Below are 14,780 nucleotides of genomic sequence, written 5' to 3'. Positions count from 1 at the left end.
TCCCGCTTCGTCGTTGAGGCCTCAGCATAGCAACTATATTTTTCTGGAACAATTCATTTCGTTTATTTTTATCCGTTCGGCCTATGGGGCGCTGATCGGCACCTCATTTAAAATAATGTCGAACAAAATCATTTGGAAACATGCCGATGGACAAGCCCGACACGCCCACGCTGCGAGCCTTCGCGCTGCTGGAATATCTGGTCCAGGCGGGCAATCCCGTATCGCTGACGGACATGGCCGAGGACATCGGCATGCCGAAGCCTTCGCTGCACCGGATGCTCGCGTCGCTCGAAGCGGGCGGTCTCGTGATCCGCGAGCCCGGCGACAAGAACGCGTACGTGGTCGGGCCGCGGCTCGCGCAACTCGGTCTCAATGTGATGACGCACGCGGGCGCGCGGCGGCTGCGCCATGCCATCCTCACGCGGCTCGTCTCCGATCTCGGTGAAACCTGCAATCTCACGATGCTGCACGAGAACGAAGTGCTATATCTGGACCGCGTGGAAGCGCCGTGGCCGCTGCGGCTCGATCTGAAACCCGGCTCGCATGTGCCCATCTGGTGCAGCGCGAGCGGCAAGCTGCTGCTCGCGTCGCAGCCGCGCGCGGAACGCAATGCGCTCGTGCGCGCGATGAAGCTCGAGCGCTATACCGCCAATACCATCACCGACACCGAGATGCTGGAGGCCGAGCTCGACCGCATCGCGAAGAAAGGCGTCGCGATCGACAACGAAGAGTTCGTGCAAGGCATCGTGTGTGCCGCGGCGCCGATCGTCGATGCGGGCGGCACGACCATCGCGGCGATCGCGGTGCATGCGCCGGTGTCGCGCACGCCGCTTTCCCGTGCCCTGGAAATGGTGCCGCGCCTGAAGGAAGCGGCGGCTGAGCTCGGCAAGACGTTTTGAACGGAACGCTGCGTTCGCAATAAAATCGCAACCGTCTGTTCCGAAAACTGTGGCGCAATGACCCGAAACGGGCGTAAAGTACGCCGTAATCTGAAACCATTCGTTCCGTTTCCGGTTCATGCGCGACGCCAATCACATCGATCCCGCCGAGCAAGCCGGCGATGAAGCACGGACGCTGCGTCCGCTCGCCGTGCTCGAACAACTCGCGTCGGCGGGCCACGCCTACACGCTATCGCAGCTCGCGGCGCGTGTGCGCATCCCCAAGGCGACGCTGCTGCGGCTGATCGATTCACTCGAAGCGCAAGGCTACGTCACGCACATCCCCGACTCGCGCGGCACCGATCGCGGCATCGCGCTCGGACCGCGCGCCGCCCAGCTCGCGCTCGCGACGCTTGCCAACAACGCATTCACGCGGGCATGCCGCTCGATCCTGCGCTCGCTCGTCGACGTGATCGGCGAAAGCTGCAATCTCACCGCGCTCGACGGCGATACGGTGCTCTATATAGAGCGCGTCGAGACGGCCGAGCCCTTGCGCCTGCATATGCAAGCCGGCATGCGTGTGCCGTTGCATTGCACCGCGAGCGGCAAGCTCTTCCTTTCGCAGATGCCGCTCGCCGAGCGCCGCCAGATCCTTGGCCGCCTGACGCTCACGAAAAGAACGCACCGCACGCTGACAGACCAGACGCTGCTCGAAGCCGAACTGGACCGGCTCGCCGCGCGCGGCATCGGCATCGACAACGAGGAGTTCGTGCTCGGCATGGTGGCGGTCGCGGTGCCGATCACGGATGCCGCCACCGGGCGCGTGCTCGCGTGCCTTGCCGCGCATGCGCCGACCGCGCGCGCCAATCTCAACGACCTCTTAAAAGCCGTTCCGCAACTGCGCGAAACCGCTGTGAAGCTCGCGACACTCATCGACGCATCCGATGGATTGACGCTGATGGCGCGCCAGCGTCCCGCCGCACGCTAGTTCCTCTTGCACCCGAACTTACCCGCCGACGCCCGCCACACGGGCCTCGACGGCGATCCGGCATCGCCGTGCGGCCCACCGTTCCGAATTTTTTAGAGACAAACCATTCCATTTATTTGAAAAAGAAGTTGACGCCGAAATCGACCCGTCCTACGATGTGTTCACGATACATATTTCGGAACCAAATGTTCCGTTTTATTTAACCCCGGAGACACTCATGAGCGAGCACGACCAAGCCCGTCCTTCCCAGACCACCCTCGCCGCCACCAGCGCGGCGCCCACCGGTCCGCAGGCGATGACCCCGTCCGAAGCCTTCGTCGAAACGCTCGCCGCCAATGGCGTGACCGAGATGTTCGGCATCATGGGTTCGGCGTTCATGGACGCGATGGACATCTTCGCGCCCGCCGGCATCCGCCTGATTCCCGTCGTGCACGAACAAGGCGCGGGCCACATGGCCGACGGCTACTCGCGCGTGTCGGGCCGTCATGGCGTGGTGATCGGTCAGAACGGCCCGGGTATCAGCAATTGCGTGACGTCCATCGCGGCGGCGTACTGGGCGCACAGCCCGGTCGTGATCGTCACGCCCGAAGCGGGCACGACGGGCATCGGCCTCGGCGGCTTCCAGGAAGCGAAGCAACTGCCGATGTTCCAGGAATTCACGAAGTATCAGGGCCACGTCACGCATCCGGCCCGCATGGCCGAATTCACCGCGCGCTGCTTCGATCGCGCGATGTCGGAAATGGGCCCGACGCAGCTCAACATCCCGCGCGACTACTTCTACGGTCAGGTCAAGGTCGAGATTCCGAAGCCGCAGCGTCTCGATCGCGGTCCCGGCGGCGATCAGAGCCTCAACGAAGCGGCCGATCTGCTCGCCGAAGCGAAATTCCCGGTGATCATCTCGGGCGGCGGCGTGGTGATGTCCGATGCCATCGAGGAATGCAAGGCGCTCGCCGAGCGGCTCGGCGCGCCGGTGGTGAACAGCTATCTGCACAACGACTCGTTCCCGGCGAATCATCCGCTGTGGTGCGGTCCGCTCGGCTATCAAGGCTCGAAGGCCGCGATGAAGCTGCTCAGCCAGGCCGATGTCGTGATCGCGCTCGGCTCGCGCCTCGGGCCGTTCGGCACGCTGCCGCAGCACGGTCTCGACTATTGGCCGAAGGAAGCGAAGGTCATCCAGATCGACGCCGATCACAAGATGCTCGGCCTCGTGAAGAAGATTTCCGTCGGCATCTGCGGCGATGCGAAGGCGTCTGCCATCGCGCTCACGCAACGTCTCGCGAATCGCAAGCTCGACTGCGATGCGACGAAGGATGCTCGCGCCAAGACCATCGCCACCGAGAAGGCCGCATGGGAGAAAGAACTCGACGAGTGGACCCACGAGCGCGACCCGTACAGCCTCGACATGATCGAGGAGCAGAAGAACGAAAAGCCGTTCAGCGGCGGCCAGTATCTGCATCCGCGTCAGGTGTTGCGCGAGCTGGAAAAGGCGATGCCGGAAGACGTGATGGTCTCGACCGACATCGGCAACATCAACTCGGTCGCGAACAGCTATCTGCGTTTCAACAAGCCGCGCAGCTTCTTCGCGGCGATGAGCTGGGGCAATTGCGGCTATGCGTTCCCGACGATCATCGGCGCGAAGGTTGCGGCGCCGCACCGTCCGGCCGTGTCGTATGCGGGCGATGGCGCGTGGGGCATGAGCCTGATGGAAACCATGACCTGCGTGCGCCACAACATTCCGGTGACGGCTGTCGTGTTCCATAACCGTCAATGGGGCGCGGAGAAGAAGAATCAGGTGGACTTCTACAACCGCCGCTTCGTCGCGGGCGAGCTCGACAACCAGAGCTTCGCGGAGATCGCGAAGGCGATGGGCGCGGAAGGCATCGTCGTCGACAAGCTGGAAGACGTGGGCCCGGCGTTGAAGAAGGCCATCGATCTGCAGATGAATCACGGCAAGACGACGATCATCGAGATCATGTGCACGCGCGAACTCGGCGATCCGTTCCGCCGCGATGCGCTCGCCAAGCCGGTGCGCATGCTCGACAAGTACAAGGACTACGTCTAAGTCCTGCGCCACGCCGCTCCGCGCCCCGGAGCGGCGTTTTCTTCTCAAACATGATGAGCCCGCCATGAAAGCCATGCACCGCATCATCGATCAGGCGCGCGACCTGCCGATGCGCATCGTTCTCTCCGAAGCCGAAGACACGCGTGTGCTCGAGGCAGCGGCACGCGCGCACAAGGAAGGCATCGCGCGCATCCTGCTCGTGGGCGCGCGAGCGCGGGCGTATCAGGTTGCGGATGGCGCGGGCATCGATCTCGAAGGCATCGACGTGATCGATCCTTCACAGTCACCGCTTCGCGAACGCTTCGCCGACGAACTCTTCGCGTTGCGCGAGAAAAAAGGCATGACACCCGATCAGGCGCGCGCCGCCGTGCTCGATCCGCTGTGCTTCGCGAACCTCATGGTGCGACTCGGCGAGGCGGACGGCTCCGTCTCCGGCGCGGTGAACACGACCGCGGACGTCGTGCGCAACGCGATCCAGATCATCGGCGTGCGTCCGTCGTTCAAACTCGTGTCCAGCTTCTTCCTGATGATGCTGTGCGAGCCTTTTCATACGATGAAAGGCGGCCTCATCTTTTCCGATTGCGCGCTCGTCGTCGAGCCGAATGCGGAGCAGCTCGCGGAAATCGCAATGGCCGCCGCCGATAGCGCGCACAACCTGCTGATGGAAGATCCGCGCGTCGCGATGTTGTCGTTCTCGACGAGCGGCAGCGCGCATCATGCGGCCGTCGACAAGGTGATCGATGCGACGCGGCGCGTGAAGGAAGCGCGCCCCGGTCTCGCGATCGACGGCGACGTGCAGCTCGATGCGGCGATCGTCGCGGAAATCGCGATGCGCAAAGTGCAGCACTCGCAGATCGAAGGACACGCGAACACGCTGATCTTCCCGAGTCTCGAAGCGGGCAATATCGGCTACAAGCTCGCGGAGCGGATCGGCGGCGCGAAGGCCATCGGGCCCTTGCTGCAAGGGCTCGCGAAGCCCGCCAACGATCTGTCGCGCGGCTGCAGCGCGGACGATATCTATCACGTGATCGCCGTGACCTGCGTGCAGGCGCAGGCGGCACGGCATCAGACGGCGTGAGTTCGCATCATGGATACGCGAGCCGAAACCGAAGCCTTCGTTCAGCCTGAATCGACGGAGAGCGCGCCGCTCATCGACAATGCCGCGCGCGCGGACACGCCCACGCTGCGCGCATTCAGCGTGCTCGAACATCTCGTCGCGGCGAAGGGCGCGTTGTCGCTCGCGGAGCTCGCGAACATCATCGAGCAGCCGAAGGCTTCGCTGCATCGCATGCTGCAATCGCTCGAAGCGGGCGGCTTCGTCGCGCGCGAGCCGGGCCAGAAGAACGCCTACGTGATCGGCCCGCGGCTGGAGCGGCTCGGCGTCGACGTGATGATGCACAGCGGCGCCCGGCGTCAGCGCCACGCGATTCTGGAGCGCCTCGTCGCCGATCTCGGCGAGACCTGCAACCTGAGCATGCTGCACGACACGCAAGTGCTCTATCTCGACCGCTGCGAATCGCCGTGGGCGCTGCGGCTGGAGCTCAAGCCCGGATCGCACGTGCCCGCGCATTGCAGCGCGAGCGGCAAGCTGCTTCTTTCGACGATGCCGCGCGACGAACGATCCATGCTGATCCGCGCGATGCGCCTCGAACGCTTCACGCCCAACACGCTCGACGATCCCAACCTGCTCGAAGCCGAGCTGGATCGGATCGCGCACAAAGGCATTGCCGTCGACAACGAGGAATTCGTGCTGGGCATCGCGTGCGTCGCCGTGCCGGTGCGCGATTCGCGCGGCAAATTCATCGCGGCCATCGCCGTGCACGGCCCGGTATCGCGCATGACGCTGTCGCGCGCGCTCACCTTCGTGCCGCGCTTGCAGGAAGCCGCCGACGAACTCACGGCCACCTTCTGACGCGCCGCAGCATCGTTGATTCGGATAGCGAAGCATCGTCAGGACAACGGACTTCTGAATCGGATTTCGCATTTTCCGTTTCACTTTCGCGGTCCCTCACGCTTTTCCCTTGGCATCGTCGCCGTCTTCTTCCACATTGAACGTACGACAAGCGAAACGTTTCATAAGAAGACTTCAGGAGACGAGTGTCATGCAGCAGGAAGTCGATTACGTCATCGTCGGCGCGGGCTCGGCGGGATGCGTGCTCGCCAATCGGCTCAGCGCCGATCCCGGCAACACAGTGCTGCTTCTGGAAGCGGGCGGACCCGATACGAGCCCGTGGATTCACATTCCCGTCGGCTACTTCAAGACGATGCACGATCCCGAGCTCGACTGGTGCTATCGCACCGAGCCGGACGAGGCCGTCGCCGGACGCAGCATCGACTGGCCGCGCGGCAAGGTGCTCGGCGGCTGCAGTTCGCTCAACGGGCTGCTCTATGTGCGCGGCCAGCACGAGGACTACGACCGCTGGGCCGAGCTCGGCAACACGGGATGGAGCTTCAGGGACGTCCTGCCCTACTTCAGGAAGTCGGAAGATCAGGAGCACGGCGCGAGCGAATATCATGGCGCCGGCGGGCCGTTGAAGGTATCGGACCTGCGCTTGCGCCGCCCTATCGCGGATCATTTCATCGCGGCGGCGCAAGAGATCGGCATCCCGTTCAACGAGGACTACAACGGCGCGACGCAGGAAGGCGTCGGCTATTTTCAGCAGACGGCCTACAAGGGCTTTCGCTGGAGCACCGCGAAGGGCTTCCTCAAGCCGGTGCGCGAGCGGCGCAATCTGATCGTGCAGACGCGCGCACAGACTCGCAAGGTGATCTTCAACGGCCGGGAAGCTGTCGGCATCGAGTACGTGCATGAAGGCGTCGTGAAGACGGTTCGCGCGCGCGTCGAAGTGATCCTGGCCGCTGGCGCGATCGGCTCGCCGCAGATTCTGCAGAATTCGGGCGTCGGCCCAGCGAGCGTGCTTGGCGACGCCGGCGTGCAGATCAAACACGAACTGGCAGGCGTCGGAAGGAACCTGCAGGATCATCTGCAAGTGCGGCTCGTCTTCAAGACGCACGAGCGCACGCTCAACGACGAGGTCAATAACCCGCTGAGGAAGGCGCTCATCGGTCTGCAATACGCGATCTCGCGCACCGGTCCGCTTACGCTCGCGGCGAGCCAGGTCGCGATCTTCACGCGCTCGTCGCCGGATGTCGCACGCCCCGACATCCAGTTTCACATGCAACCACTGTCCGCCGACAAACCCGGCCAGGGCGCGCATCCGTTCTCCGCGTTCACGTCCTCCGTTTGCCAGTTGCGGCCCTATAGCCGCGGCAGCGTGGAGATCCGCTCGAACGATCCGCTGCAATATCCGGCCATTCACGCGAACTATCTCTCCGACGAACGCGATCATCCCGTGGTGATCGGCGGCATCAAGGTTGCGCGCCGCATCGCCGCCGCGCCTTCGCTCGCGAAGCACATCGCGTCGGAGTTCATTCCCGGTTCGAGCTATCAGTCCGATGCCGAACTGCTCGATGTCGCGCGCAAGTTCAGCCAGTCGATCTATCACCCCGCGGGCACCTGCAAGATGGGCAGCGACGCGCTCGCGGTCGTCGACGAGCGCCTGAAGGTGCGCGGCGTCGGCCGCCTGCGCGTGGTCGATGCGTCGATCATGCCGGAGCTCGTATCGGGCAACACGAATGCGCCCGTCATCATGATCGCGGAGAAAGCCGCCGACATGATTCTCGAAGACCAGCGCTATCAGCACGCGACGCGCGTGGAAGACATACAGCAAGCCGTTGTGAACATGCCCATGGCCCATGCAGGCCAGAGAGACTGAACACAAGTCTCACCCATCATCACGGAGACAAACCATGAATGCACTGCCCCGCACCGATGGCAAGCAGATGAGAAAGGTCGTGGTCGCCAGTCTGATCGGCGCGACGATCGAGTGGTACGACTTCTTTCTATACGGCGTGGTCGCCGGCATCGTCTTCAACAAGCTGTATTTTCCGAGCGGCGATCCGCTCATCTCGACGATGCTCGCCTATGGCACCTTCGCCGTCGGCTTTCTGAGCCGGCCGCTGGGCGGCGTGATCTTCGGGCACTTCGGCGATAGAGTCGGCCGGAAAAGCATGCTCGTGATGACGCTCACGATCATGGGTGTCGCGACCGTGTTGATCGGCATGGTGCCGACCTATGCGCAGATCGGCATCTGGGCGCCTTTGCTTCTGCTGTTCCTGCGCGTGCTGCAAGGCATCGGGCTGGGCGGCGAATGGGGCGGCGCGGTGCTGATGGCGTTCGAATACGCGCCGGAGAACAAGCGCGGCTTTTACGCGAGCATTCCGCAGATCGGGCTTGCGCTCGGGCTGTGTCTCTCTTCGGGCGTGGTCGCGGCGCTTTCGCTCACCCTGACCGATGCGCAGTTTCTCGCGTGGGGCTGGCGTCTCGCGTTCTTCCTCTCCTTCGCGCTCGTTGCGATCGGCATGTATATCCGCCTGAACGTGATGGAGACGCCGGAGTTCGCGCGCATCCAGAAGTCGGGAAGCGAGGCACGCATGCCGATCGTCGATGTGATCTCGAAGTATCCCGGCAACACGATCGCAGGCATGGGCGCGCGTTTCATCGATGGCGTGTTCTTCAACGTGTTCGGCGTGTTCTCGATTTCGTATCTGACTGGCACGCTGCATCTGCAACGCACCGATGCGCTGCTCGGCGTGATGGTCGCCGCGTTCGTGATGATCTTCACGATTCCGTTCTTCGGCCGGCTGTCGGATCGTGTCGGACGTGCGCGCATCTACTTCTGGGGATCGCTGGCAACCGGGCTTTCGGCGTTCTTCGGCTTCTGGCTCATGAAGCATAGCGGCGGCAACACGATGCTCGCGTGGCTCGCCGTGGTGATTCCCCTCGGCGTGGTGTATGCGTCGATCTATGGGCCCGAGGCGGCGCTCTTCTCCGAGCTCTTCGATGCGAAAGTGCGGTATTCCGGCATCTCGTTCGTCTATCAGTTCTCGGGCATCTTCGCGAGCGGCATCAGCCCGATCGTCGCGACATGGCTCCTGCAACGCAATGGCGGCGACCCGTGGATGATCGCGGGATATTGCCTCGGAGCGGGCGTGATCAGCGCGATGTCGGCGGCATGGGTCGGGATGCGGCAGCGGCGTGAGCTGGCGTTTTCGGTGGGCGGGGCGAGCTGAGGGAGCGTCGTCGACTGGCGCCCGCCGCGAGCCGCACGTAATATCGAAAGATCACCGGAACCATGACAGGAGACGTGCATGCCGACCCGCCCAACCGCCACGCTTTGGGCGCAGCTCTTCGAGCGCTCGCGGGTCTCGGGAATGAGCTTGCAGAACCAGATCCGCCAGATGATCGTCAATGCGATCCTGAGCGGCCATATCGCGCCCGACTCCGCTTTACCATCGAGCCGCGAGCTCGCCGATCAGCTCAACGTGTCGCGCAACACGGTCGTGCTCGCGTATCAGCAGCTCGTCGAGGAAGGCTATCTCGTGTCGCGCGAGCGCAGCGGTCACTTCGTGAATCCGGCGACGGACGAGCTGCAGCGCGGCTTCACCGCGACGGGCACAGCCGACACGCCCGCCGTTCCGACGCAGCAAGGGCATCCCGACTGGGCCGCGCGCATCCACCATGCGCCTTCGAATCAACGCAACATCGTCAAGCCGTCGAACTGGCAGAGCTATGAATATCCGTTCATCTACGGCCAGTTCGACACCGAGCTCTTTCCCACGAGCGACTGGCGCGAGAGCTGCATGCACGGCCTCTCGGTGATGGAAATCCGCAACTGGGCGCCCGACCTGATCGAACGCGACGACGAGACGCTCGTCGAGCAGATTCGCACGCGCGTGCTGCCGCGCCGCGGCGTGTTCGCGATGCCCGAAGAGATCGTCGTGACGAACGGCTGTCAGCAGGCGCTCTATCTGCTCGGCGATCTGCTGTGCGGAACGCAAACGAAAGTGGGCATGGAGAACCCCGGCTATCCCGATGCGCGCAACATCTTCCAGCATCACAACGCGCAGATCGTGCCGCTCGATGTGGATGAGGAAGGCGCGGTCATCGACGATGAAAGCGTGATCGCGCCTTGCGACTATGTGTACGTGACGCCGAGCCATCAATGCCCCACGACCGTCACCATGCCGATCGAGCGGCGGCGCAGGCTGCTTGATCTGTCGGTGAAGCATGATTTCATCGTCATCGAAGACGACTACGAAAGCGAAAACTCGTTCTCGGGCACGCCGCATCCGGCGTTGAAGAGCCTCGATACGGCGGAGCGCGTCGTGTATATCGGTTCGTTGTCGAAGACGCTCGCGCCCGGTCTGCGGCTCGGCTATGTCGTCGCGCCGCGCACGCTGATACGCGAGTTGCGCGCGCTGCGCCGCCTGATGATCCGGCATCCGGCCGCGTACATCCAGCGCGCGTTCGCGACCTTTCTCGCGCTCGGTCATCACGACACGCTGTTGCGCAAGCTCGGGCGCGTCTACAAGGAGCGCGCCGAAGTGCTGATGGATGCGCTCGGCAAGCATCTGCCGGAGTTGCGCGCATCGAAGGTGACGGGTGGCGCGTCGTGCTGGGTCGAAGGGCCGCCATGGCTCGACGCGACGCGCCTCGCAAAAGATGCGCAAGCGCTCGGCGTGCTGATCGAGCCCGGCAGCGTGTTCTTCGCCGATCCCGCCGATGGCCAGCGGTGCTTTCGCATGGGCTTTTCAGCGATACGCGCGGAGTTGATCGAGCCGGGCGTGCGCGCGCTTGCGCAAGTCGTGCAGCAGCGGCGCCCCTGACCGGACACGCCTACTTCCACGGCGCCATCGCGTGAAAGACGCCATCGCGCCGCACGAGCGCATGAAACAGCGCCGCCGCGAGATGCACGACGATCAGCGCGAAGAAGCACAACGCAAGAAACCGGTGCGCGTTCCAGAGCATCGTGTGCAGCGAATTGCTATGCGGCAATAGCGAAGGCACGCGCACGCCCAGCAGCACGACCGGATAATCCGCCGCGGACAACATGCCATAGCCGAGCAACGGCAGCGCGATCATCAGCGCATAGAACGCATAGTGCGACAGGTACGCGGCGAGCTTCATCGGCTCGGGCATGTCCGCGGGCAGCGGCGGCGCGCCGCGCGTGATCCTGACCGCGAGACGGATCAGCGCGAGTACGAGAATCGCGACGCCGAGCGGCTTGTGTATCGATACGAGCGTGAGGTAGTCCGGCCGCACCGTCGACACCATCCCGACGCCGATGAACAACATCGCGAGAATGCATATCGCCATGATCCAGTGCAGCGCGCGTTGCAGCGGCGAGAACCGCTCGTTGATCGCGTTCATCGCGTGGCTCCTTGCGCGGGCGTGCGCGGATAGTCCTTGTCCTCGGCGGTGCGTCGATTGAACGAGACGGAGTAAGCGGCCGAGCGCGCGGCGGGGAACGGATCGTCGGATACGCGCATGCCCGATGGAAGAATCGTAGGGTCGAAGTTGAGATCGCGGCATGGCCCGTCCGGCTCGGGTTCGATCGCCTTGACGACGAGCGTGCCCACTTCGATCGTGTGCCGGTCCTCGGGCCAGGCCTTGCTCGGGTCGGCGGTGGGATCGCCGGGATTCGCAACCGTCACGATCATCGCCCAGCGTTGCGGCGCGCTCTGCACGCGCCCGGTGATCTCTGCATCGAGGAAGTTCGCGCCCCTCTTCTTCAGTTCATCGGGTGACAGGTTCTCGACCTTCGCAGCCGGAACGAAGGACCAGCGCACCGTTTGGGCTTGTCCTTCCGCATTCGTGAAGATGAAGCTGTTGAGGCTGTTGTAGCGCTCTTCGGCATATGAGGCGGTCCACGGCGCGCTGCCCGCCCATGCGCCGAACGCGCTGATCTCCGGGTGCGCGGTCGCGAACTTCTGCATGGACTCGGGATCGTTCTTGTTCGCGAGCGCCCGTTGCAGTTCGAAGAAGGCCTGCGGGGTCGCGACGGGGAAGAACGGGGCATCGATCATCGCGGAGCGCCACTCGCTGCGGTCGGGCATCACGACGCGCAGGCTGAGGCCGCGCACGCGCGCCATCGCGTCCGATGCTTTCGGGTCCGGCGTCGCGAGATTGAAGCGTCCCGTGACGGGATACGTGCCGGACCTGAACATCACGGCCTTGGAAAGTGCCGCGCCCGAGCCGTTGGATTCGAAGTCGCCGGTGAAGCAAATGCCCTTCGCATGATTGCGCCTGAAGCCCGGCACCGCGCCGCCGGGCGGCGCGAGGCTGCCGACGATCTTCGCCGGCGTGAGGCGTTGCGGCGTGAGCCAGCCCGCCGTGTAGGCGAACGCCGCGACCAGCGCGGCGACGATGGCGGCGATGACGATGAGCGCAGGAAGGGGCGAACGCGGGGAACCGTGTTTGTCAGTCATCGTAGTCTCTCGATCAACGATTTTGCTGCACGGGGTAATCTAGCAGCGTGACGGAAATCGTGCCAGCAACGCGCGAAATTCGCAGATACCCCCTTCGCGCTATCAGAGCCGGTCTTTGTCTTAGTCGCCGTTCTCGCATCCGGTCCGTCATCCACGGTACGATGGCCTTCGTTACGCGCGGCGCGCTTCCGATCGAGGCAACCGACCATGAGCCGTCTTACCTCCAGTTGCGCGCCGTGCCTCTTCACCGCCGTGAGACTTCTGTCGTCGGCAGCCCCGGTGTCCGCGCAGGAACTGGAGCCGCGATCTTATTCGGCGTCCCCGGTCGGCACCAACTTCGTCGTCGTCGGCTATACCTATCTGACCGGCAGTGTCCTGACCGATCCGTCGTTGCCCGTCACCAACGTGCAGGCCCGGATCAACGCCTTGTCGGCCGCTTATGAGCATACGTTCGGGCTTGCGGGCCACACTGCATCGATAGCGTTCGCGATCCCGTACACGAGAGGCAATCTCAGCGGCGACGTGATCGACGCACCGACCGAGGTGCACCGTGCGGGCATGGGCGATTTGCGCCTGCGCTTCGCCGTCAATCTGATCGGCAACCGGGCGATGTCTCCAGAGGAATTCGCACGCCATGCCCCCACCGGTTCGCTAGGTCTCAGTCTGACGATGTCCGCTCCCACCGGGCAATACGTTCCGTCGCGGCTCGTCAACATAGGCACCAATCGATGGGCGTTCAAGCCGGAGATCGGTATCTCGCAGCCGGTGGGGCACTGGTTCTTCGAAGCCACCGCCGGCGCGTGGTTCTTCACCACCAACAACAGCTTCTTTCGTGGCAACACCCGTAGTCAGGATCCCCTTCTGACGCTTCAGTTGCATGGCGGCTATGGATTCAGCCAGGGGCGCTGGATCGCCGCCGACATCGGCTATGTCGCCGGCGGCAGCACGAGTGTGAACGGCGGCCCCAATAAGGACCGGCAGTCCAACATGCGCTACGGGCTCACCTTCGCTGCGCCCTTCACCCGCAACTGGGCCGCCAAGCTTGCGTTGTCCAACGGATTCGTCACGCGCGCGGGCGGGAATTACAAGGAGATTTCCTTCGCGCTGCAATATCGCTGGTTCGATCGCTGATCTTGAATCGCTCATCTCCCGAATTCAGTGTGCAGTTACGTGGCGACTTTGATTCAGGAATCCAAAAACTGATTCCTTGCTCGTTGATTTGGGTCAATAAACAGTGGCCTGCGAATCCTAACCTTTCGGAAAAACTTACGCAGCATCGACAGGGAGCGAGCAGCTCTGTCAGGCAACCATCGATCAGATCCGCGGCTACGGAACGACCTGCCTGAAACAGGCGAAAAGCGTCGAGAACGCGCGTCGTCGAAAGCCCGGTCCGAACGTGGTCAAGCTACAGGTCACCATAACCGGGGTCGCCAGTTCGGCGGAGCGCCTCAAGCCATTCGAGTCGGTCAGACCGGTCATGGACGACTCGTGCGATTCGGTATCCAAGTCTCTCGCGCAGTTCGTGAGGCCTCGATAGCAGGCGCAATCCGATCATCTGCCTGTCATCGCCCGAGCACCGGTTCGAGGCCGGTGCCCGATCGATTCTTATCGATAAGGGCCGCCTGCGAAACCGGGCATCGGGCGCCGGTGCGATCGACACGCGCAGCCCGTCAGGTGCGGCACCGCCGCCACGAAGCGACGGAGTTTCGAACAATGAACCATCTGATCGTCGCCCTGATCATATTTGTCTGTGTCTTCTGCAGCGCGCTTCTGGGTTTGTATCTGCGCACCCTGCTGCCGGAGCACCATCTCGACGACGACTCCATTGACGTAGTCAAACTCGCGACGGGCCTGATTGCCACGATGGCCGCGCTGGTGCTCGGACTGCTGATTTCGTCGGCGAAAAGCTCGTTCGATACGGTGAATGCCAGCGTGACGCGCGATGCCGTCAATGTCATCCTGCTGGATCGCGTGCTCGCGCAATATGGGCCGCAGACTCAGGAGATCCGTGGCACATTGAAGCAGATCGTCACCGTGGCGGTTCAGCAAGTGGCGTCGGGCGACCCGGCACAGCAGGCGAGGCTGCGCAGACCGGAGGCGCTTGAACGCGCGGAAGATTTCGAGCGCAAAATCGAGGATCTCGCGCCGCAAAACGACAAGCAGCGGCGCTTGCAGGCGCGCGCGATCGAATTGACCAATGAGGCATTGGCCGTGCGCGAGCTCGGCCTGTTGCAGGCAGCGGGCTCGACCCCAACCGCGTTATTGATCACGCTCGTGCTTTGGCTGTGCATTATCTTCGGCGCGTTTGGCGTGTTCACGCCAGCGAATGCAACGGTCACCATCGCATTGTTTTTGGGGGCGCTGTGCACGTCCATCGCCATCTTCCTGATTCTGGAGATGAATACGCCGCTCGATGGAATGGTGACCGTATCGATGTCGCCGATGCATGAGGCGCTCGCGGTCATCGGCCATTGAAGCGACATGAAGATGCAGAACCGCGCTTTCGTCTCGTCGCAGGCGG

Annotated in this window: 12 protein-coding genes and 1 pseudogene; 11 read left to right on the top strand and 2 right to left on the bottom strand. The window is 63.4% G+C overall.

What is annotated here, in order from left to right; all coding sequences use genetic code 11:
* Positions 1–146: 146 nt before the first annotated feature.
* The 8 genes from AWB78_RS28345 to pdxR all read left to right on the top strand — a co-directional run bounded on the left by AWB78_RS28345 (position 147) and on the right by pdxR (position 10,657).
* Positions 147–899: an IclR family transcriptional regulator gene (locus tag AWB78_RS28345; protein ID WP_062609502.1), complete on the top strand. Its 753-nt coding sequence runs from the start codon at positions 147–149 to the stop codon at positions 897–899.
* A gap of 118 nt (positions 900–1,017) precedes the next feature.
* Entirely contained in the window at positions 1,018–1,866 is an 849-nt protein-coding gene (locus AWB78_RS28340) for an IclR family transcriptional regulator (RefSeq protein WP_062609500.1), read from the top strand.
* 295 nt (positions 1,867–2,161) lie between these two features.
* On the top strand, positions 2,162–3,928 hold the full coding sequence (gene xsc, locus AWB78_RS28335) for a sulfoacetaldehyde acetyltransferase (protein WP_096031860.1): 1,767 nt from the start codon (positions 2,162–2,164) through the stop codon (positions 3,926–3,928).
* 64 nt (positions 3,929–3,992) lie between these two features.
* Entirely contained in the window at positions 3,993–5,006 is a 1,014-nt protein-coding gene (gene pta / locus AWB78_RS28330; protein WP_062609495.1) for a phosphate acetyltransferase, read from the top strand.
* A 9-nt stretch (positions 5,007–5,015) separates the two neighbouring features.
* Positions 5,016–5,840 (top strand): IclR family transcriptional regulator, encoded by an 825-nt coding sequence (locus tag AWB78_RS28325; RefSeq protein WP_232477918.1) that lies wholly within the window; start codon positions 5,016–5,018, stop codon positions 5,838–5,840.
* Between the two features lie 190 nt (positions 5,841–6,030).
* Entirely contained in the window at positions 6,031–7,704 is a 1,674-nt protein-coding gene (locus tag AWB78_RS28320; protein WP_062609492.1) for a GMC family oxidoreductase, read from the top strand.
* Between the two features lie 34 nt (positions 7,705–7,738).
* Positions 7,739–9,061 carry an MFS transporter gene (locus AWB78_RS28315; protein WP_062609490.1) on the top strand — a complete coding sequence of 441 codons (1,323 nt, stop codon included), beginning with the start codon at positions 7,739–7,741 and terminating at the stop codon, positions 9,059–9,061.
* A gap of 78 nt (positions 9,062–9,139) precedes the next feature.
* Positions 9,140–10,657, top strand: coding sequence for a MocR-like pyridoxine biosynthesis transcription factor PdxR (gene pdxR, locus AWB78_RS28310; protein WP_062609489.1), 1,518 nt, complete (start codon positions 9,140–9,142; stop codon positions 10,655–10,657).
* 10 nt (positions 10,658–10,667) lie between these two features.
* Here pdxR and AWB78_RS28305 read toward each other — a convergent pair whose 3' ends face one another.
* Together AWB78_RS28305 and AWB78_RS28300 are read right to left on the bottom strand one after the other, a co-directional pair.
* A complete protein-coding gene (locus AWB78_RS28305) occupies positions 10,668–11,201 on the bottom strand; it encodes a cytochrome b (RefSeq protein WP_062609488.1) in 534 nt (177 codons plus the stop codon).
* On the bottom strand, positions 11,198–12,259 hold the full coding sequence (locus AWB78_RS28300; RefSeq protein ID WP_062609486.1) for a catalase family peroxidase: 1,062 nt from the start codon (positions 12,257–12,259) through the stop codon (positions 11,198–11,200). The genes AWB78_RS28305 and AWB78_RS28300 overlap by 4 nt, the downstream gene beginning before the upstream one ends.
* Positions 12,260–12,538: 279 nt before the next feature.
* Between AWB78_RS28300 and AWB78_RS28295 the strand changes: the two genes are divergently transcribed.
* From AWB78_RS28295 to AWB78_RS28290, 3 genes and pseudogenes are all read left to right on the top strand, one after another.
* Positions 12,539–13,390: a transporter gene (locus tag AWB78_RS28295; protein ID WP_062609484.1), complete on the top strand. Its 852-nt coding sequence runs from the start codon at positions 12,539–12,541 to the stop codon at positions 13,388–13,390.
* Between the two features lie 157 nt (positions 13,391–13,547).
* Positions 13,548–13,796, top strand: a pseudogene (locus AWB78_RS49575) (DUF3313 family protein); the annotation flags it as partial.
* A 176-nt stretch (positions 13,797–13,972) separates the two neighbouring features.
* Positions 13,973–14,734, top strand: coding sequence for a bestrophin-like domain (locus tag AWB78_RS28290; protein WP_062609482.1), 762 nt, complete (start codon positions 13,973–13,975; stop codon positions 14,732–14,734).
* Positions 14,735–14,780: the final 46 nt, after the last annotated feature.

Origin of the sequence: Caballeronia calidae (assembly GCF_900044055.2) — a bacterium.
GTDB lineage: Bacteria > Pseudomonadota > Gammaproteobacteria > Burkholderiales > Burkholderiaceae > Caballeronia > Caballeronia calidae.
Note: the sequence above shows the minus strand (reverse complement) of the source record. Positions and strands in the feature narration are given on the sequence as shown.